Origin of the sequence: Paenibacillus sp. FSL R7-0302 (genome assembly GCF_038006885.1) — a bacterium.
In the GTDB taxonomy this organism is placed as follows: Bacteria; Bacillota; Bacilli; order Paenibacillales; family Paenibacillaceae; genus Paenibacillus_AQ.
In genome coordinates, this window is sequence record NZ_JBBOWB010000001.1 from 3,711,075 (window position 1) to 3,732,029 (window position 20,955).

11 protein-coding genes are annotated in these 20,955 nt (G+C 55.4%); 3 read left to right on the forward strand and 8 right to left on the reverse strand.

Annotated features, from left to right (window positions below; all coding sequences use genetic code 11):
- Positions 1–3: 3 nt before the first annotated feature.
- From MKY96_RS16365 to MKY96_RS16390, 6 genes are all read right to left on the reverse strand, one after another.
- Positions 4–1,923, reverse strand: a complete 1,920-nt coding sequence (locus tag MKY96_RS16365; protein WP_340941674.1) for a carbohydrate-binding protein — start codon at positions 1,921–1,923, stop codon at positions 4–6.
- Positions 1,924–2,126: 203 nt separating this feature from the next.
- On the reverse strand, positions 2,127–3,188 hold the full coding sequence (locus MKY96_RS16370) for an ABC transporter substrate-binding protein (protein WP_340941676.1): 1,062 nt from the start codon (positions 3,186–3,188) through the stop codon (positions 2,127–2,129).
- A 184-nt stretch (positions 3,189–3,372) separates the two neighbouring features.
- Entirely contained in the window at positions 3,373–4,341 is a 969-nt protein-coding gene (gene yjfF, locus MKY96_RS16375) for a galactofuranose ABC transporter, permease protein YjfF (protein WP_340941678.1), read from the reverse strand.
- Positions 4,331–5,371, reverse strand: a complete 1,041-nt coding sequence (locus MKY96_RS16380) for an ABC transporter permease (RefSeq protein WP_340941679.1) — start codon at positions 5,369–5,371, stop codon at positions 4,331–4,333. The genes yjfF and MKY96_RS16380 overlap by 11 nt, the downstream gene beginning before the upstream one ends.
- A gap of 7 nt (positions 5,372–5,378) precedes the next feature.
- Entirely contained in the window at positions 5,379–6,890 is a 1,512-nt protein-coding gene (locus MKY96_RS16385) for a sugar ABC transporter ATP-binding protein (RefSeq protein ID WP_340941680.1), read from the reverse strand.
- Between the two features lie 234 nt (positions 6,891–7,124).
- Positions 7,125–8,165, reverse strand: coding sequence for an ABC transporter substrate-binding protein (locus tag MKY96_RS16390; RefSeq protein WP_036729933.1), 1,041 nt, complete (start codon positions 8,163–8,165; stop codon positions 7,125–7,127).
- 269 nt (positions 8,166–8,434) lie between these two features.
- On the opposite strand from MKY96_RS16390, the gene MKY96_RS16395 reads away from it, so the two are divergent.
- The 3 genes from MKY96_RS16395 to MKY96_RS16405 are packed head-to-tail and all read left to right on the forward strand — an operon-like array spanning position 8,435 to position 12,797.
- Positions 8,435–10,237 carry a cache domain-containing sensor histidine kinase gene (locus MKY96_RS16395; RefSeq protein ID WP_340941681.1) on the forward strand — a complete coding sequence of 601 codons (1,803 nt, stop codon included), beginning with the start codon at positions 8,435–8,437 and terminating at the stop codon, positions 10,235–10,237.
- A 2-nt stretch (positions 10,238–10,239) separates the two neighbouring features.
- On the forward strand, positions 10,240–11,838 hold the full coding sequence (locus MKY96_RS16400; RefSeq protein WP_340941683.1) for a response regulator transcription factor: 1,599 nt from the start codon (positions 10,240–10,242) through the stop codon (positions 11,836–11,838).
- Positions 11,835–12,797 (forward strand): sugar ABC transporter substrate-binding protein, encoded by a 963-nt coding sequence (locus MKY96_RS16405; protein WP_340941684.1) that lies wholly within the window; start codon positions 11,835–11,837, stop codon positions 12,795–12,797. The genes MKY96_RS16400 and MKY96_RS16405 overlap by 4 nt, the downstream gene beginning before the upstream one ends.
- A 363-nt stretch (positions 12,798–13,160) precedes the next feature.
- Here MKY96_RS16405 and MKY96_RS16410 read toward each other — a convergent pair whose 3' ends face one another.
- Positions 13,161–18,923 (reverse strand): S-layer homology domain-containing protein, encoded by a 5,763-nt coding sequence (locus MKY96_RS16410; RefSeq protein ID WP_340941685.1) that lies wholly within the window; start codon positions 18,921–18,923, stop codon positions 13,161–13,163.
- A 239-nt stretch (positions 18,924–19,162) separates the two neighbouring features.
- Positions 19,163–20,839 carry a carbohydrate-binding protein gene (locus MKY96_RS16415; protein ID WP_340941686.1) on the reverse strand — a complete coding sequence of 559 codons (1,677 nt, stop codon included), beginning with the start codon at positions 20,837–20,839 and terminating at the stop codon, positions 19,163–19,165.
- Between the last annotated feature and the right edge of the window lie 116 nt (positions 20,840–20,955).

The window sequence follows — 20,955 nt, forward strand, 5'->3', positions numbered from 1 at the left end:
TCATCACTGGCTCCATTCAATATAATCCACATAGGCATCCCAGCTTCCATTATCCGTGGTAACCACCAGCTTGACCTCCTGATTGCCGGTGGCGTGGGCCACGTTGGTCAACGTCTGTACCGAGGGCGTTGTGCCGCTGAAATTGAAGGAGCCAACGTTCACACCGCCGATCAGCAGATCCACCCGCGCCGTAGAGGAATTGTTAGAAGCCCCCCGGACCGAGAAGTTATGCGTACCGTAGGCATAATATTGATTGAATACAGCAGCGTCATCATTCCCGTACAGCGCCACTCCGCTGAAAGGGGAAGTGATCTTGCCGGCATAGGTCCCGCTGAGCGTCATGTCCTCCGCTTCCACCTTGCTCACTGGAGGAGGTGTCGTGCCGCCATCGCCGCCCGTAGAGAACTGCCAGTAATCGAAGTTGAACAGATTGCCGGAGCCTGATCCGGTGAAGACCAGATAGAGTCTGTGCACCCCTGCCGCATTACTGACCGTAGTTTGTACCTCCTGCCAGGACTGCGCTCCTCCTGTATTAGGAACATTCAGCGTGCCGACCAGCGGGCCGGTTGCGCTGTCGAGCCGGATTTCGATTTTACCGCCGCCTGTAGCCGATGCCACATTCGCCTTGAAGCTGGAAGCGCCGGAGCCGAAATCGGCATTGCCCACGGCAACCCAGTCTCCATTGTTAATATTGGTCACATTCATATTGCTGACAGGACCGCCCGCAGCCTGCGTACGTTCCGTTGTAATACCCGCGTTCCAGCCAATCGTCTCGGCTTCGACTCTGTTATACGGATTCAGATTGGCAATCTGGGCGATGCCCGCCATATTGCCTTGAACCTCCTGAATGGTCCCATTGGAATTATGGAACAGCTTGTTGATATGCGGTGAGCGGTAGCCCTTGCCGTCGCCAAGTACTGCCTTCGCTACAGTCTGGGCATGGTACACCACATACCACTCGTTATTGAAGTTGAACACGGCATGATGGTTATTGCCGCCCACTCCGAAGAACGTATACGGATTCTTCAGGAAATGCCCGGTATAGGTGAAGGGTCCCATCGGACTGTTGCTGACCATGTACCCGATTTCACCTGCCGGATAGGCAGCCGGATGCGTGCCGGAGAAGTTGAAGCAATACGAGTAATAATATTTGCCGCCATACTTGTGGATGCCCGAATCCTCAAACATATAGGGAGCATCAATCGTGGAGGCGCTTCCAATAATGCTGGTCATATCCGCACCAAGTCTCAGCACGCGGGCTGTCTTGGGACTCGCAATAGATGCCGGGTCCGAAGTGTTGGGGATGCCCCCGCCTGCATACAGATAGCCGCTGCCGTCGTCATCGACCAGTACCGCCGGGTCAAACAGCCAGGTCACCCCGGACATTCCCGGTGTACTGCCTGTCACCAGCGCTTTACCGAGCGGATCGGACCATGGGCCAATCGGAGAGTTGGCTGTCAGTACCCCGATGCCTGACGCCCCGTTGGCGAAGTACAGGAAGAATTTATCCTGGCCGTTGATTTTCTTCACGGCTGCTGACGGTGCCCAGGAGAGCGAGGCCCATTTGGCAATGCCCGCAGAACCGTTGACATTATTGGCTCCGGCAACCGGGATGGCACCATGGTCTGTCCAGTTCACCATATCTGCCGAAGAGATGACATTAATTTTGTTCAGTGCGCTGAAATCATTATCCTTCACGGTTCCGTTGCTGTTATAGACATAGGCATCACTCGACATATAGATATAGACTCTTCCGTTATACGTCAATGCGAAGGGATCGGCACCCAGCTTGTGGTCCATCAGCGGATTGGAATTTCCCGGCTGTTTGGCTGTGGCGTTCCCTGCCGCTTGAGCAGACAGCATAGGCATACAGCCCAGCAGCAGAACAAAGGTCATCACAAGCACCGAGAGCTTTTTGAACATCGGCATTCTCCTCCATTACGAATTTGTGTAAACCCTTTCAATCGGATGCGCTACTTATGCCGGAAGCTCACAATCCCCCCCTCCTATTGAATTACTTGAATGAATCTACTAATATTTGTTATTCGAGATCATCTTAATATACTTCTGCCCAATGAACAATGTAGATTTTTGTTTGAAAAGTTGAAATTTTTTGGTTTTTTGTCTTAATATTTGCGGTGGTTAATCTCTATTGCAGCCAGCTCCTGGGTGTATATATCCTCCGGGGTCACCATCCGCTTCGGCAGGGTCCGGCCGGCCATAATCTCCTTCACGGCCTGCATGAGCAGAGGCCCGAGCAGCGGATTACATTCGACCACCGCGTTGATGCTGCCCGCCACCATCTGCTCGAATGCCCGCCGCGTTCCGTCCACCGACACAATAATAATATCCTCTCCCGGCACAAGTCCGGCCTCCTTAATAGCCTCCACTGCACCGATTGCCATATCGTCATTATGGGAAAAGAGCACCTGGGGCCACTGCTCCTTCGGCTGCTGCAGGAAGGTCTTCATCACCTCATGACCGCCGCTGCGCGTGAAATCCGCCGGGGCGCTCAGGGTAATCCGCAGGTTCGGCTGATCCGCGATCAGCTTGCGGAACCCGCGCCCGCGGTCGATAGATGGCGTTGAGCCTACGGTTCCCTGCAATTCGGCAATGCGGATCTCGCCGTTGTGATGGCGCATCTTGTCTCTCACATACTTAGCCGCCTTCACGCCTTCTTCATAGAAGTCAGAGCCGATGAACGTGACATAGAGCGAGCTGTCCGGTACATTCACTGAACGGTCCAGGATAATCACCGGAATTCCGGCCTGCTTAATCTCCAGCAGAATCGGCTCCCAGCCGGTCTGCACCACAGGCGCAATGGCGATCACATCGACACCGCTGCGGATAAAAGAGCGGATAGCCTCGAACTGCAGCTGCTGATCCTGCTCGGCGTTCTTCAGCAGCAGCGTAATTCCCGCCTCCCCGGCGGCTTCGCGGATCGAGGCGGTGTTCGCTTCCCGCCAGGTACTCTCCGACCCGAGCTGGGAGAAGCCCAGCACGATTGGCTTGTTGTCAGCGGCGATCTCCGCTGCCGGTGGCAGCAGGCCTGTAAGGGCCGCAGGAGAAGGCTCCTGCATTGGCAGTCCCTGTTGCCCGCCGTTATTCCCGCCACCCGTGCAGCCGCCTGTCAGCATCAGTGTTAGGATGAACAACAGCAGCAGCAGGCACTCTTTTACCGTTTGCAAGCAGATCCCCCCTTCCGTATGATAGCGATTACAATTATATAGCAAGTGGAAACGGCTTTGCCTTCCTTTTAAAGGATGGTACCGTTTCGGCGAGAAATAGAAAGATAATGTATAGCGTAAAACCTATACATTATTATATTTCAAAAAAATGGGGAGACAAGTATAATTTGTCTCCCCACTCTGCTTATTCTTTTAAAGTCAGCCGCCTGGAGCTTAGCACCCGCTGCAGCAGGATGAAGATGAACAGCAGCAGGCCGATGACGATCTTCGTCCACCAGGAGCTGAGTGTGCCCTCGAAGCTGATAATCGTCTGAATGACGCCTTGAATCAGTACACCGAAGAAGGTACCCAGCACATAGCCTACACCTCCGGTCAGCAGTGTACCGCCAATGACGACCGCCGCGATCGTGTCCAGCTCGAAGCCGACGGCATGCAGCCCATACCCCGACAGCATGTAAAAGGTGAACACCACGCCTGCCAGCGCCGAGCATAGCCCGCTAAGCGTATAGACCAGCACCTTGGTTCTCGCCACAGGCAGCCCCATCAGCAGCGCCGATTGCTCACTGCCTCCAAGGGCATACACATTGCGACCGAACCGGGTATAGTGGGCCGTGAAGATTGCGGCGGCAACGACAAGTATGGCGATAACCGCGCTGATGGAGAGGAAGCTGCCTCCCGGCAGCGGAATTCGCGTCTGGGCCATGGCGGTGTAGAAGGTGTTATCGATGGTGATGGTATCGATGCTGATGACATAGCATAAGCCCCGGGCCAGGAACATTCCGGCCAGTGTGACGATGAACGGCTGGATGGAGAAATAATGGATAATCGCTCCCATAGCCGTGCCGAATACGGCACCCATCAGGAGCACAATCGGGATCACCACGGCGGGCGGCCAGCCCTGCTGCTGCACAAGGCTCGCCGAGACCATTGTGGATAACGCAATCACCGAGCCGACCGACAGATCAATGCCGCCGGACAGGATGACGAAGGACATGCCCACAGCCGTTATTAGCAGAAAAGCATTGTCCACCAGCAGATTCATCAGCACCTGGAGGGAGAAGAAGCCTGTGTACCGGAAGGAACCGGCGGTGAACATTACGATGAACAGCAGAATGGTGACAACGATCGGAATATACTTGCGGTTAAGAGGCATGGCGGCTCATCTCCTTCTCAGCGGGGTAATGCCGCGACTTCCAGCGGGCGGCAACCGTGGCGCGGAAAGTGTCCGACTGGATCAGGCAGACGGCCAGGACGACACAGGCCTTAACAACCAGCGTAATCTCCGGCGGGACGCCGATCATGTAAATGGTGGTGGTCAGCGTCTGGATGATCAGCGCTCCGATCACGGTGCCGGTAAGATAGAAGCGGCCGCCGTTCAGCGACGTCCCGCCGATGACCACGGCGAGAATAGCGTCCAGCTCATACCAGAGACCGGCATTATTGCCGTCAGCGCTGGAGACATTCGAGCTGAGCAGCAGGCCGGCGATACCGGCGCATAAGCCGCAGAACACATAGACGGCCAGTATGACTAAGTGGGCACGGATGCCGGACATCTTGCTGGCGGCCGGATTGCAGCCTACCGATTCGATGAACAGGCCGAGGGCCGTCCGCCGGGTAAGCAGCAGAGCGATCACCAGAACCAGAGCGACGACAAAAATAGAGAAAGGCAGCGCCGCCAGTGAACCGGACCCGATGTACGCATACTTGGTGCTGGTTACCGTAATAATCTGTCCGCCGGTAATGAGCTGGGCGATGCCTCTTCCCGCAACCATCAGAATCAGCGTGGCAATAATCGGCTGAATCCCGGCCCCTGAGACCAGCAGTCCGTTCCAGGCCCCCAGCATCAGGGACAAGCCTGCGGCGAGCAGCACCGAGGTCAGGATCAGCCCCAGACTGTTCTGATCCGCTGCTCTGCTGATGCTCAGACAGGCGATGGCGCCTGAGATGGCTACTATGGAACCGACCGACAGGTCGATCCCCTTGGTAGCCACTACCAGCGTCATCCCGATAGCTACCAGAATCAGCGGGGCACCGAAGTTCAGAATATCGATCAAGCTGCCGTATAAATGCCCGTCATGCACGGTGATCGAGAAGAAATCCGGCGAATAACACAGGTTGAACAGCAGCAGTGCAGCCAGAACGCACAGCGGCCAGAATAAATGATGCTTCATTATTGAGCTCATGATCGGTTCAGCCTCCCGCAATCGCCTGCATAATCTGCTGCTGGCTCATGTCCTTCTCTGAAATTTCCTTCACCTTGCGGCGGTCGCGCAGAATGGCGATCCGGTCGCTGACCCGCAGCACCTCCTCCAGCTCTGAGGAGATGAACAGGAACGACATCCCCTGCCGGGAGAGCGTCAGCACCAGCTTCTGAATCTCTGCCTTGGCTCCGATATCGATGCCCCGCGTCGGCTCATCGAGGATGAACAGCTCCGGCTCCGTCAGCAGCCAGCGGGCCAGCAGCACCTTCTGCTGATTGCCGCCGCTGAGGTTCTTGATCAGCTGGTCCGGGCTGGGAGGGTTGATATTCAGCATACGGATGTATTCTCCGGCCAGCTCCTCCTGCCGCTTGCGCGGGATCGTCTTGAACATCCCGTCCTTGGCCTGGAGCGCCAGAATAATGTTCTCTCTTACTGTCAGATCGCCGATGATCCCCTCGGTCTTGCGGTTCTCCGAGCAGAAGGCGATCCTCCGTCCTATTGCTTCCCGGGGGGAGTGCACCCCGCCGCCAGTTGGCGGCAGGATCACTTGCCCGGAGTCCGGCTTATCGGCACCGAACAACAGCCGGGCCGCCTCCGTCCGCCCGGAACCCAGCAGCCCGGCCAGTCCGACGACCTCTCCCTTACGGATCGTCAGGTCGAACGGCTCGATTCCGCCCCGGCGGCCCAGCCCTTCCGCCCTAAGCAGCTCATCGCCCAGGCTGTTCTTGTCCTGTGCCGCAAGCTCAGGCAGCTCATCCAGCAGATGAAGCTCCTTGCCGATCATTTTGAGTACGAGATCCAGGCGGCTTAGCTCGTTCGCCATGTATTCACCGACCAGCTCACCGCCGCGCAGAATGGTAACCCGGTCGGAGATTTCATACATCTGGTCCAGAAAATGCGTCACAAACAGGATCGACAGTCCCTCCTGCTGAAGCTTCCTCATAATGCGGAACAGCTGATCCACTTCATTCTGATCCAGGCTTGAGGTCGGCTCATCCAGAATCAGCACCTTCGCTGAGATATTCAGCGCTCTGGCAATGGCAACCAATTGCTGAACTGCAACAGAGTAGCTCTGTAGAGGCAGGGTGACGTCGATGTGCAGATTCATCCGTTCCCGGAGCAGCTCTTCTGCCCGCAGATTCATCTGCTTCCACTGGATGCAGCCGAACCGCCGCGGCTCCCGGCCGATGAAGATGTTCTCGGCCACGGTCAGGTTGGGGCACAGATTCACCTCCTGGTACACGGTGCTGATGCCCGCAGACTGTGATTCCTGCGGGCTGCGCATGAAGATGGCGGTACCCTCCATCTCCACAAGGCCTTCATCAATCGAATAGACGCCGGTCAACACCTTGATCAAGGTGGATTTACCGGCGCCATTCTCACCCATCAAGGCATGCACCTCGCCGGGGAACAGGCGCAGACTCACATCTGTCAGGGCTTTCACCCCCGGAAACCGTTTATGTATCCGGGTCATTTGCAGTATGGGCTGCTGTGTGCTCAAGGCTATATCCACTCCTTATTCTCCACGCACTTAAGTTTGAACTTGAAGCTTGGTCGTCGCTGCGGTGAACATTTGGACTTACGGCCACTGTTGTCACCAGATTTCTTGATTTAATCCGCTCTTCGCGGTTGAAATCCGGTGACAAAGGCGGTCGCTACCGCTCCTACAGTTCCAAATTTCCCCTCCGCTTCTTTTTGCTTTTCGTTAATTTCTTAAGTTCTTCTTATACAATATTTAATACTGGCGGCTAGGCAAAGCTTCCTTGGCCTGCTCGGAAGTGAAGGTTGTCTCCTCGGTCACGATCCGGGCCTCTACCGGCTTGCCGTCGACCACATCTTTAACTACCTGCATCAGCTGAGGTCCAAGCAGCGGGTTGCACTCGACGATGAAGTTGATTTTACCTTCACTGGCGGCCTGCATGCCGTCCTTCACGGCATCGACAGAGATAATCTTTATATCCTGGCCCGGCTTCAGACCTGCTGCTTCAATCGCCTGAATCGCCCCCAGCGCCATATCGTCGTTATGGGCATACAGCACATCGATATCCTTATTGGCCTTCAGAAAGGCCTGCATGACTTCCTTGCCCTTGGCGCGGGTGAAGTCGCCGGTCTGTGAAGCAATGACCTTGAGGTGCGGGTTATCCTTAATGGTCTCGGCGAAGCCTGCCATCCGGTCATTAGCCGGAGCTGAGCCTGTAGTTCCCTGCAGCTCTACAATGTTAACGTCCTCGGAAGCGTCCTTATACTGCTCAGTCAGCCACTTCCCTGCCTTGCGGCCTTCTTCCACGAAATCGGAGCCCAGGAAGGTAACATACAGTGAGGTATCCTTGGAATCTACCGCACGGTCTGTCAAAACGACCGGAATGCCTGCCGCCTTCGCCTCCTTCAGCACAGTATCCCAGCCGGATTCCACTACCGGAGAGAATGAGATGACATCGACCTTTTGCTGGATAAAAGAACGCAGCGCCTTGATCTGATTCTCCTGCTTCTGCTGGGCATCCGAGAATTTCAGTGTGTAGCCCGCTTCCTTGGCTGAATCCTGAATAGACTTCGTATTCGCGCTGCGCCAGCCGCTCTCCGCCCCGACCTGCGAGAAGCCGAGCGTGATGTCCTTAGCCTCTTTGGTGGCATTTGCCGCCGGCGCCTTCGTTGCTGCACTGTCTGTCTTGCCCGCATCCGCCGCCGTGTTCCCGCCGTTATTGCTGCTGCATGCCCCTAACAGGGTCATGGACAGGGTCAGGGCCAGCACAGCCCCCACTTTTCCAAGCTTTTTCATATCTCCTTATTCCTCCCCCTTGACGTTCACCTTGTTCCGGTGTTGTGCCCATTATAGAACGCTTACAGAAGGGCATTATACGGGCAGCCTTTGGCGTTTGCTTTCTAATTTTGGGTTTATTGCCCCCGGGCGGGTGTTTTGGTGTACTTTTTTATTCAAAAGGTGGATATTTTGTTTGCGCTTTCTTTTTTGTTTCGGTATTCCAATATTTGTTATAAAATAGAGCTAGGAACGGCATCTACTCTACTTGTGAAAGGGAATTCCCGATAATGCGGATTACACGCTGGATCTCCTCCAGTCTTAGAGCCAAACTGCTGGCTTTGTTCATAGTGCTGTCCACCATACCGCTGATTGCCGTCGGCCTCATTTCCTACCAGAAATCCTACCAATCCATCTCCAGTCACAGCAAGGCTTCAAGCATGCTTCAGGCCGATATGCTGGGAACGAATATGGACAACCTGTTCAAGGATACCGAGCGTCTGCTGGAGCTTAGCAATAATCCTCAGGTCATCCACTTTCTGTTCTCGCAGTCGGAGACCTATCAGGAGGCCAAGGACATTCTGCAGACCTTCACCCTCTACCGGGACACCTACAAGTATGAGAATGTGCTCAACATCAGCCTGATTAACCTGTACGGCAAAGGCATCAGCGAGCGCCGGGGAATCTTCCAGTCGGCCAGCAACCCGCTGCGTAATCCGCATTTTCAGGCGTTATCCCAGCAGCCGGAGCTGATCCTCCGGGTGCCCCCGCCGCTGATTACCGGCTATGACCGGGTGGACGGATTCACCTACGGGGACGAGGGCGTGATCTCGATTATGACGGCGGTCAAGCAGCGGATTACGCATGAGGTCATCGGTTATATCATTGTGGATCTGAGCGATTCCTTCATTAAAGAGTTCTGCGACAAGGTGACGATCGGCACTACCGGATTCTTCTACCTGCTGGACGAGCAGAACCGTCCCCTCTATGTCCCTCCTGTGCGGGCGGGAGAGCTGGCCGTCATTCAGGACAACCTGATTCCTGCGGGGGAACGGGGCCGAAGCGGCAGCTTCGTGCTTCAGACGGGCGGCCCGCCCCGGTTCATCGTCCATACCTCGTCGCTGGCGACAGGCTGGACGATTATCGGCATAGCCCCGCTGCAGGAGATTGTGGCCGAGGCGAACCGGATCAGGCAGCTGATTATTGTCAGCGTGGGCTTAAGCATTATTTTTGCGATCACGCTCCATTATCTGCTGACCCGGCGGCTAACCCGGCCCATCCAGCTGCTCCAGCACAAGATGCGTCTGACCGCAAGTGGCTATCTGGAAGCCAAAGTCAAACCGGATGGCACCGATGAGATCGCCGATCTCGGACAGAGCTTCAACATCATGGTCGGGCAGATCAAAGAGCTGCTGGCCCAGAGCATCCGTAAGCAGCAGCAGCTGCAAAAGGCAGAGCTGCGGACGCTTCAGGCGCAGATTAACCCTCATTTTCTATATAACACCCTCGATTCTATTGTCTGGATGGCTGAAGCGGGGAATCACGATGGCGTGATCCGGCTGGTGAAGGCGTTATCCGCGTTCTTCCGGCTTAGCCTCAACAACGGGCGCGACTGGATACAGATCCGCTCCGAGCTGGCCCATGTGCAGAGCTATCTGATCATCCAGCAGATGCGCTACCACGACATCCTGGAGTTCAAGCTGGAAGTGGCGGAGGAGCTGCAGGAGTATCCGATTCTGAATATGACCCTGCAGCCGCTGGTCGAGAACGCCCTGTATCACGGAATCAAGAATAAGCGGGGCATGGGACTGATCCGCATCGGCGCGTACACCGACGGAGGCACCATTATGCTTACGGTCTCGGACAATGGCATCGGCATTCCCGCCGGGCGGCTGGAGGCGCTGCGGGAAGCGGTCGAGCATCCCATCCAGTCTGAGGAACCCGAGGACACCGGCCAGGGAGGCTTCGGCCTGCAGAATGTGCATCAGCGGCTGCGGCTCTATTTCGGGCCCGAATATGGTATCCGTCTGGACAGCTCGGAAGGCTATGGCACACAGATTACGGTTCGCATACCCAAGAACAGGGGGGTCTAGTGATGAAGAAGATTATGCTGGTGGATGACGAGATCCTGATCCGCGAGAATATCCGGGAATGCATCGATTGGGAGAAGGAGGGCTTCCTCTATTGCGGTGACGCTCCCGACGGTGAGCTGGCGCTGCCTATTATTGAAGCGCAGCTGCCCGACATTCTGATTACCGATATCAAAATGCCGTTCATGAACGGCCTGGAGCTTACCTCTGTCGTCCGACAGAAATTCCCGCAGATCAAAATCATCATTCTCAGCGGCCATGATGACTTCCAGTATGCCCAGCAGGCACTGCGCCTGGGGGTTGAGGATTACTGCCTGAAGCCGTTCAGCGCAGCCGACCTGCTGCAGCTTCTGCGCAGCGTCAGCGCACGGATCGATGAGGAATTACGGATCAGGCACAAATATGCCTACACCCCCGAGAACCTGTTCGCCGATCTGTGCGGAGGCCTGATCAGTACCGCTGCCGCCTACGAAGCGGCGGCCCAGCTTGAGCTGCAGTTAACAGCTCCTTACTACGCCGCCGCTATATTTACTCTGCATCCGCAGAATATGGAGGAGTCCCCTGAGCTTCCCCCCGCTTCACCGGATGCAGAGGCGCTGTTAGCGGGCCTGCTCAAGGAGGCGGCCGACAGCTTCATCTATAAGCGCAGCCGCATGGAGATGGTCCTGATCTATAAAGGCAGTGATCCGCTCCGGATGACCTGTGCTCTGGATGACCTGTGCACGGCTGCGAAGCAGCGGCTGAGGGAAGGCTGCGGGCTGGAGCTGTCCGTCAGCCGGGGCAAGGTCTGCGAACGTCTTCAGGGCATTCACCTCTCCTATCTGGAGGCCGAGAATGACCGGATGTTCAAGCAGATGTCCAGAATGCATTCCGCCGCCATGCTTGAGGCGTATTATGACCCTAGCGCCCATGGGGTTCTGCTCGACAGAAGCCGGCTGGTCCAGTTCCTGAAGTCAGGCGACCACAGACAGATGTCCGGCTTCCTGCTGGAGCTGTCCAAGGAGCTTGAGCAGATGAACTGGAACTCAGGATATGCCTGTTACCTGATGAACGATATCACCCTGGAGCTTGTGCAGACGGCGAAGAACGGGTTCCGCGCAGCTGCGGGCCACGCCGGCATCCTCCAGGAATTGCAGACACAGCTGAAGCAAATCTCCAGCAGTGATGACGGCCTTCAGTATCTCAAGCAGCTGTACGAGCGGCTGTGGGAATGGCGGTCCGAAGGCGCAGACAAGCACCGCGAGCTGATCGACCGGGTGAAGCAGTATATCCGGGAGCAATACGACAAGGAGCAGCTCTCCCTGAATGACATCTCCAAAGTGGTCAGGGTCAGTCCCAGCCATCTGAGCAAGACCTTCAGTCAGGCGACCGGACAGACCATCACGGAATTCCTGACGGCTACACGTATGGACCGGGCCAAGGAGCTGCTGAAATCCACGGGGCACAAAACCTTTGAAATCGCCTATCTGGTCGGCTATAACGATCAGCATTATTTCTCCAACCTGTTCAAAAAAGTAACGGGGATGACGCCCATGGAATTCCGCAAGCAGGGAAAACCCGAGGAGCAGCTGCAGACGATCCGCAGAGGGGCGGGAAATGCGTGAGCGTAAATAGGCTGCGGGGCTGGTCCGTGGTTCTCCTGTTGCTGACGGCAGGCTTCCTGCTTGGCGGCTGCCTTAAGGCTGCCGGAGCAGCGGATACTCATCAGATGGGCGTTGGAGATTCCCCGGCAAGCATTAGCGAAGAACCTCGGCTGACCTTCGGCATCATCTACCCTATGGTGAATGCCACTTACGAGATGATCACCGGCAAAGCGGAAGCGGTAGCCCGGAAGCATAATGTGGAGCTGCTGGTGCAAGCTCCCGATGAAGCCAATCTGGAGCAGCAGATCCGCATCATGGAGATGATGATTAAACGGGGGGTAGACGGCATTGCGATTGCTCCGGTGGATTCGCAGGCGCTCACCGCCATGATTAACAAAGCGGCCGCCCAAGGGATTCCCGTGGTCTGCTTCGAATCGGATTCGCCTGCCAGCCGGAGAGCAGCCTATATCGGGGCAGATAACCGTGCAACCGGCGCAGTGATGGGACAGACGGTGGAGCGCCTGCTAAGCGGCAAAGGAATGATTCTGGTCGAGTCCGGGATGTCCCGGATGCAGAGCACCCGGGAACGTCTGCTGGGATTTGAAGCTTACCTGACTCAGCATACAGACATCGATGTACTGGAGATCCGTCACAACGACGGCAGTGAGGAGCGGGCTGCCGGGCAGCTGGAGCAGATGATCTCGGATCATCCCCATTTCAGCGCGCTGGTTAATCTGGATTTCGTCTCCAGCACCAGCTCTGTGCTGGTCTGGAAGGCCAAGGGGCTGAAGCGTTATAACCTCGCCCTCGGCCTGACCCCTGCCTTGCAGCAGGCGCTGGATAACGGCCAGATTACCCGGGTGATCTCACAGAACGAGCAGAATTGGGGCGAGGATATCATCAACACGCTGCTTCTGCTGGCCAAGAGCGTAGACACAGCCAAATGGATCAACACGGATATTGCGGTTATTGGGGAGTAGCTTCCACGCACACCTTCAAGCCGCAAACACTTGGAAAAACATATCTTAATTCGCTGATATCCTAGGGATTTTTTTTTCAACTGCTGCTCCAGTAGTGTCCATTCGCTCATCAGCAAGTGTACTTTATCCAACAATTCCGGTCATGGTAGCTTCTTGTTTCCGGGATTCACCCGGGATTATTAGTATGCTGGTTTGTTCGGTGGTAGGTAAGGCGAGGGATTGAGCTTGGTACGCGGGAGTTTATATTACTCAAAAATCCCCTCCGGCCAGCGAAATCCGGCCCATCTTCCGATGGGTGGACGCTCGCGGCCGTGAGGGGTATTTGATGTGATTCTATGGTTTTACCTGCGGGGTGTTACTTCATTACTTCTTCAGCATACGGAAAATCATGACGGCGGCTTCCGCCCGGGTGGTGGCTGCGGCGGGATGAATGGATATGCCGTCTCCCCGCACGATGCCGTCTCTGACCAGAGCGGCTACACTATCTACGGCATACTTCGCTATTTTACTGCTGTCCGTATAGCCGTTTAAGTCTCCCGCACTGCCGCTAACCGTCAATTTGTTCACCGCCATAAGTGCTCTGGCAGCGATGACCATCATATCCTGTCTGGTGATTTCTCCCTTCGGATTGAACCTGCTTCCGTCTACTCCCTGGATGATTCCCAGCTTCTTGGCGATGCCCAATGCTTCATAATAATAGGCTGCCTGATTGACATCCGCGAAGCTGGAATCTGCCTCTGCTTCAAGTCCCAGTGCCCGCACCAGCATCAGCACAAAATCCGCTCTCGTGATGTTCTTCTCCGGGTTAAACGTGGTACTGGAGATTCCTGTGATTATACCCATCCCGTATAGCGTGTCAATCGCCTCAGAAGCCCATCTATACTTGGCCTGCACATCCTGGAATGGGCTGGCAGGCACCGGTGAAGGTGCCGAAGTTACAGCTGGTGACGGCGATGGCGACACTACTGCTCCAGGCACAAGGGTAGGCGTTGGTGCAGATGACGGGATAGAACCTGGCGCAGATGTCGGCGCTGGTGTGGATATTGGCGTCGGTGTTGGTGTTGGTGTTGGTGTTGGTGTTGGTTTCGGCGTTGGTGTTGGCGTCGGCTCAGACGGACCGCTGCTGTCTTTTAGCGTAGTTACAGAGAGGGCGGGACCATTCGTGCTCCAGTTCCCAGCCTCATCCCCGGCCTGCACCGAGAAATGATACTTTGTTCCCGCAGCAAGCCCGGTTACCTCATACCGCAGCACCATGCCAGGCAACGCTGCCATCTCCTCCGATCCCTTATAGACTTTGTAGCCTGTTACTCCCGTATCGTCAGCAGCCTGCGTCCAGGTTAGAACAAGGCCGGATGCTGTAATCTGTGAAGCTTCAAGCTGACTTCCCTCCGTCCAGACCGGAGGTGTGGTGTCGGTAGCAGGCAGCGTGGTTGCTGACACCGAAGGCCCAACCTCGCTCCAATTGCCGCCCATATCGCCTGCCTCCACTTTGAACGTATACTGCTTACCCGGCTGTAATCCCGTTACCTGATAACTATATACAGCACCGGTTACGGTCTCCGTGTACACAGCATCTGTAACCGTAATCGGCTGGTCTCCGGTTCCGTTCATAATCCGGTAACCGTAGATGCCGCTGTCATCTGTGGCCGTAGCCGACCAGGTTAGCGTCAGCCCGCTACTTGTGATGCCGGAAGCGGCAAGTGTACTTCCTTCCGCCCAGACCGGCGGTGTGATGTCTTCACCCGGAAGAGTGGTCACCATGGCGCTCGGTCCGTCCTTACTCCAATTCCCCGCAGCATCTCTTGCCTCCACCTTGAAGGTATACTGCGTGTTCGGCAGCAGCCCGGATACCTCATAACGGTATACGGCTCCGGCTCCGGTATCCACCGGCTCAATGCCGGTTACAAGCAGCGGCTCGGCATCGATCCCGTTGTAGATGCGGTAGCCGGTAACACCCAGATTATCCATTGCCGCCGGCCACGATAAGGTAACCCCGTTGCGCGTAACACCGGTAGCTTCAAGCTTGCTTCCCTCAGGCCAGATTTGTCCCGTCTCGCCCAGGGTCTTCACCAGTGTGACCCCAGAGAAGGTGACTTTGAAGTCCGTTACAGCGCTCGTATTGGTTCCGTACAACTGCACCTTGGCATCCTTGAAGAAGTCCGGGGTATACGTTGACGGATTGCCCATCGCCGTCCAGGAAGAACCGCTGTTCGTGGAGAAATACCCTTGAACCACATTGCCCTCTTTTACAATCCGCAAATAATAGTTCGTGCCGCTCAGATTCGTCTGATTCGTATTGTTCGTGAAGGGCTGATTGCCTATTAACCCCGAATTATTCACTTTGATATTGGCGCTTACCTTTCTGGCATTGATCCGGTAAAATTCACCGTTTGTAGTCCGGCTGATGCCAAGTCCTGCTTGGGAATTCTCACCCATCGACGAATCATTAAGCGGTTTGTCTACCGTAAGCTTCGCTGTAAGTGTCCAGTTACCTTCAGCCGAACCCGGCATCTGTAGCATATTATGGCTGCCCGGATATTCCGTGTCGCCCTTCAAGGTCTGAATGGCCGCGCCCTCCGCGCTATAGCCAAGGGCAGTCTGCGGATCAGCCGGATTGATGACTTCCCAGCCCGCCGGAAGGCCATTTGAGAAATCAACCACCTCGTTGGTACTGAAGAAAATTTTATAAGTCTTGATCTGTGCTCCTTTGACGAACCGGACTACTGCCGTGCCTTGCGCACTGTCCGCCTGGGAGATGCTTACGATTTCAGACGGGTCATTGGTTGATGCCGTTACCTTCGGCACGGTGTTCCCGGTAACCGTGTACTTGTATTCATACTTCGCGGCATCGAAGTTAGACGGCTGAACGCCATCCACGAAAATATTGCGCGAAGTCACAGCCTCCGGCGTCAGTGATAGCTGATCGGCGTAGAGGATGTTGGCATCCTTTGCATACACCGCCAGCACCACCTTGGCCGTACCTGCCGGCTCATCATAGGTAAACGGAGCATTAGGCGTCTCATGCCAGTCCGCCACCTTCACATCCACAGGCTGGAAGGAGCTTAAGCTGAGCGGCCCGCCCTCAAGAATGCGTCCGATGAATTTGCCGCCCGCCCAGTATGCAGGATCACCGGCTTCACGGGCTGCGTACGGTTCAGGCATATCGCGGCCATTGATCGGAGTCATGCCGAGCTGATTCCCGTTCCCGTCGTAATACACCAGCGCCGCTTCGACATCACCCGGATGCTCCGCAGCCACATCATAGCTCTCCGGACGGCTCATCATCGAGAGGAAGTAGCCCTTGAAGTTATAGCTCTCTCCCTTGTTCAGCTTACCGGTAACATCCTGCCACATTCCGTCATACTGCTGCGCAGCGTCGATGCGGCCAGCAAGCTTGCCGGAACCGGCAACCTTCGAGGTGGTGCTGTTCTTCAGGTAACGTGACAGACCCGAATAGCTCTGTATGGTATCCGCCGTTAACACAGGTCCTGCGGCAGCAGGCTCAAAGGTTCCCTTGTTGTAACGTCCGGCAGACCAGTTGTCTGTATTGGAAGCGGTCGCCGTATCAAAATCCCCGTTGAGCAGCAGATTGCCTGGTATGGATACTGTAGAGTTATTAGCCGCAGTACTCCAGTCGGCATCGCCTGCTCCGAACAGGAAGCGGTCAACGGTAATGGTACCTTCAATTCCATTGGGCTCAGCCACAATATAGAGATCCTTATGGCCGTAAGCACTAAGATCGCCTGTATCGACCATGTCCTGGAATTTACCGTATACCTCATTGGCTGGTACCGGAATTTCTGCTACGCGCGTGCCTTGGGACAGGATATCGGTGCTATTGCCGACAGCGGTTCCCACCGGAAGCACATAGGCGGCCAGCTTACCTCCTTGAGCCGACTTACTCTGGGCGGTCAGGTACAGCAAGTGTCTGCGTACAACGCCGCCGTTCGCGGAGCCATCTGCAAAGTTCAGGTTTCTATAGGCGAGATAACCGCCTGCACCCAGTGTCACTGCCTCATTCGCACGGCCCGCATTACCTGCACTATTGCCGGGCACGCTGTTGTCATTCCCCTCTGCTTCCAGCGTTGAGAAAATATCCCGTTCTCCGTCAAGCCCCTGGTAGGTGGCGAATTTGCCTTGGGACGGAACCACCGTTACGATGCTGGCCGACGGAATGTCAACAACGAACTTGCCGCCCGTTACCGGAATCGTGGCCAGCTTCTTCTGATTCTCGCTGCCTGAAGTCCGGAACACGGTTACGCTTGTCGTGCCCGCCGGGAAGTCCTTCAGATTGAATTCAAGCGGCTGAACGCTGTCATCATTCTTGGCATTCGATACTGTCATCGAGAAATCATTGGTATCCGGGTTCTTGAAGGCGACCACGTTGATATCGGCCGCAGGTACCCGTGTCACATCAAACCGTACATCTCCGGGATTCATGAACCGGGAGAAATGCCCATAGCCGTAGAAGCGCTTGAACAGCCGGTATTCCCCCGTCAGCGTGCTGATCCGTCCCGGCTCCTGCTGGGAGTTGGTCGTCACGAAGCGGATCAGGTCGGAGCCGTCCGCACCGTTGCTGTCCCACATGCTCCACCAGACGAAGCCGTTAAATCCGGGGTTGCTGCTGAACATATTGGTCAGCAGATTGGACCAGCGTACAGCGTCATTGATATTTTGGTTGCCGTAACGCTGGGTGTAGGCACCGGCCGATCCGTCACCGGTATCCTGATTCATGAACTCGGCCTGCCAGAGCTTGTATTTGGTCAGGTACTCAGGATACTTACTTCCATCCTTGGAGTAATCCAGCGGACTCTGGGAGAAGTCACCGGTATGGTAGAGCTTGTTCTCATCCGTGCCGATCCCGACCGTTCCATACAGATGGGTGGTAAATACGTCGAGGTAAGGGTTTTTGTCCAGTGCATTGTCAGGGTCGGTCTGACTGAACACTTCGCCGCCTCTGCTTAAGGAAGCGTTCAGATTGGTGCCGTCCACGGCGGCAAGCTGGGGAATGAAGTCAATGAGCTGGCCGTCCGGATTCTTGATATCGTAGAGGTCGCCGCCCGGCTGCATGGACTTCTTCAAGGCAGGACCGATGTAACCGTTAATCAGCTCGGTAACGTACGCGGCTGACCCGCCCGCGAGATCAACCTCATTAAAGGGATTGATGTGGGTAATCGGAATTCCGTATTGCTCCCACATTCCGCGGATATAATTCACGAGATAATCGGCATAGGCCTGATAATAGATTTTCACCGCTTTTCCATTAATCGTGGCTGTATCGCTGCGGACAATCTTATTCGGGGAGCCTGTCGAAGACTGGCTCATCCAGTAAGGCACAGTCCATGTACAAGCGTAGAACTGCTTGACGCCGTATTGCATCGCCTGGCGCATTGTCCAGACCTGATCCACATCGAACAGCTCTTTGCGGGTACGCGGTGAATTCTTGATTACCACAGGATGATCCCCCGGTGCGCTCAGGAGATTGGTTGGGCCTCCATCGTCATTCGCGGCCGGCTGATCCCAGGAAGGATAATCCCATACGAAATCCTGCACAGGCACCAGCGTCCCTGGAGCGTGTTCCGGTTCAACAGGCCAGATACTGTCGGTATTGCCATCGTAATAGCGGTTCTCCGCTTCTATTTTGTATCCATATTGCCCGCCCGTTCCACGCAGGGGAATAGCATTGCCTTCAATATCGAAGCCGGGATTATTCACATCGGCCAGAAGACTGGTGAGCGGGTTGAAGCCCGGGCTGGCCGCCGTAGCCCCGGAAGTCGTCAGGCCGCCGTTGTCGCCGATGATCACCCGGACAATATCGTGGCCTGTTCCTGCCTGTTCACTGAAGGTCAGATCCAGCAGATGCCTGACAGTGTCTTGATGTCCGGCCGACGCCAGCTGCAGCATATGGATGGAATCCGTGTAAGCATAAGCGGCGCCAACACCATCCATCGTCTGGTAAGTCTTGTACCAGTCCGCGGTTACCTGTGCCGGGGCAACTGCGGCCTGAACGGCAGCAGCCGGAGCAGCTTGAAGCGGGTTAGAGAATGGCATAGGGGTAATGACGGACAGCAGCAGCACGCCAGCCATTGAAACCGAGAGTGCCTTTCTCCTGATCTTTTTACTCATCCTAGAGATTCCTCCTCTTGTATGCGCTTACATGTTTTTACCTGGTAATATCTTAACAACTGAACTTGGACATTTGTAGCAGAAGGATGCACGATTCATTTTAAAATAACACTATTCTCTTTCAAATTTAAACGATGTCGCGGAATGCCAAAAATCCCGGCCCGTAAACGCACTGTGCAAGCTGCTGTCTACAAGCCGGGATTAAATTTCAGCCTATTGAACCGATGAGGCTCCAGAGCCTACTGGGCGGTCACAGTAATGCTGTCCACATTCGGGCCTTCCGTACCGGTAGTCACCACTTTTACCGTATTATTGCCGACATTCATAGGGACCTGAACCGTCTTCTCCCCCCAGGAGGACCAGGCACCCGTTGCGGTAAACGCGGCATTGCTGATAACCTTGCTGCCGTTCACATACACATCCAGATTTCTTGTGCCGCTCTCCAGGGCATAGCGGAATTTCAGATTCTTGGTTCCGGCCACCGCACAGTACACACTGTTCCACTGGATCGCAGCATCCGTTGCCGCATTAAAATTGACGTAGCCGCTGCCCGTATAACCGGCATTGACTGTCTCTGCGGCCGCATTCGTCAGTGTGGTGCCTGTCTCAGCCTCATAAGTCGTTCCCGAGCCGGTACCGCCCCCGCTTCCAAGTTCCGCTACAAAGGTCGTTACACTTAGCGCCGGAAGCTGGGCTGTAAAGGAACCGTTCGATACATTGATGGATGCTCCCGCAGCAACCTTGCGGCTCGCGTCCGTGATCCATGCCGAGGCACTCGAGGCCGTCCCGTTCTGCAGGACAAACTTCTGGCTTACGGCCGATGTGCTTTTGTTAATAGCGACAATAACTGCCTTGTTATCTCCCTTGTAGGCCGAGACATAGACATTGTTATTCGGGTTCTTCGTGGCATCCACTCTCACATAACCCGGACGGACGAACTTGGAGAACTGGGCCATACTGTCCCCGCGCTTGCTGATCGTGCCGTCCTCATTCATCGGGCTGTATTGACGGCGGATATACCACCATACATAGGCCTGGAAATCCCCTTCAACCAGCGCATTGTGCATATGGTATGCCACTTCCAGCGCTTCCGGCCACAGGTTGGCCGAGTTGTTATTGCTGTTAGGATAGTAGACCTCGGTCATCCACAGATCTTTGCCTGCACCCTTCTGCTTGAAGAGCGGATAGGCAAAGTTGTTCACCTGAGTTCCATACAAGTGCGCCCCCAGAATGTCCATATTGGCCAGCGCCTGGGAATCATTCAGAATCGGGTCAGACATATTCTTCAGATATTGAAAGGACTCCGGCGCAATGACACGGCAGTTGATCGCACCGGCATAATTCTTCATGAAGTTCAACATTTCGGCAGGCGTCCACCAGGTCCAGGTCTCGGCATAGTCCGGCTCATTCTGCACCGAAATCGCATACAGGTCAACCCCGTTATTCTTCATGTACGTCACGAAATCATTCAGATGCTGAGCATATGCGCCGTACTTGTCGTATCTCAGACGCTTGGCTGAAGGATTCCCGTTGCGGTTGAAGGTCTCTGTCATGCTGCTCGGCGGATTCCACGGCGAAGCAAAGACGATCGCTCCCTTGGCAATGGCTGCCTTGGCCGTATCCAGCTCCCTATACCAGTTGTTCGGGTTTTCGTCTACAGAGATTCTCAGAATCGAGAATCCAAGCTGGTTCGCCCCGTTGCCGAAGGCGGTCTCCCGCTGCGCGGCTGTCAGATCCCCGATCCAGACCGGATGGTTAATACCCCCGAACCCGCGAATTACCTGCTTCTGGTCGGACAGATTGACGGTCACATCGCTGGCCGCATTTACTTTGGGCGGCGGGGGAATCACCAGTGCAGACAGCATGGTCACACTAGCCAATAGGGTCAACAGTGATTTTTTGAACTTTGATTTCATTGCTTCAGCTCCTCTTCATATGAAATATTCTTAACCTATCAGTTCTGCCGGATCTTCTCCCGCCACACCTCCTGTCTGCTAGAAGCGGCAGATGAACGCCATACAGGCTTGTCCAT

Coding starts and splice junctions, on each gene's coding strand:
- MKY96_RS16410 (WP_340941685.1), bottom strand. CDS start 18,923: ATGAGTAAAAAGATCAGGAGAAAGGCACTCTCGGTTTCAATGGCTGGC.
- MKY96_RS16365 (WP_340941674.1), bottom strand. CDS start 1,923: ATGTTCAAAAAGCTCTCGGTGCTTGTGATGACCTTTGTTCTGCTGCTG.
- MKY96_RS16380 (WP_340941679.1), bottom strand. CDS start 5,371: ATGAGCTCAATAATGAAGCATCATTTATTCTGGCCGCTGTGCGTTCTG.
- yjfF (WP_340941678.1), bottom strand. CDS start 4,341: ATGCCTCTTAACCGCAAGTATATTCCGATCGTTGTCACCATTCTGCTG.
- MKY96_RS16400 (WP_340941683.1), top strand. CDS start 10,240: ATGAAGAAGATTATGCTGGTGGATGACGAGATCCTGATCCGCGAGAAT.
- MKY96_RS16415 (WP_340941686.1), bottom strand. CDS start 20,839: ATGAAATCAAAGTTCAAAAAATCACTGTTGACCCTATTGGCTAGTGTG.
- MKY96_RS16395 (WP_340941681.1), top strand. CDS start 8,435: ATGCGGATTACACGCTGGATCTCCTCCAGTCTTAGAGCCAAACTGCTG.
- MKY96_RS16390 (WP_036729933.1), bottom strand. CDS start 8,165: ATGAAAAAGCTTGGAAAAGTGGGGGCTGTGCTGGCCCTGACCCTGTCC.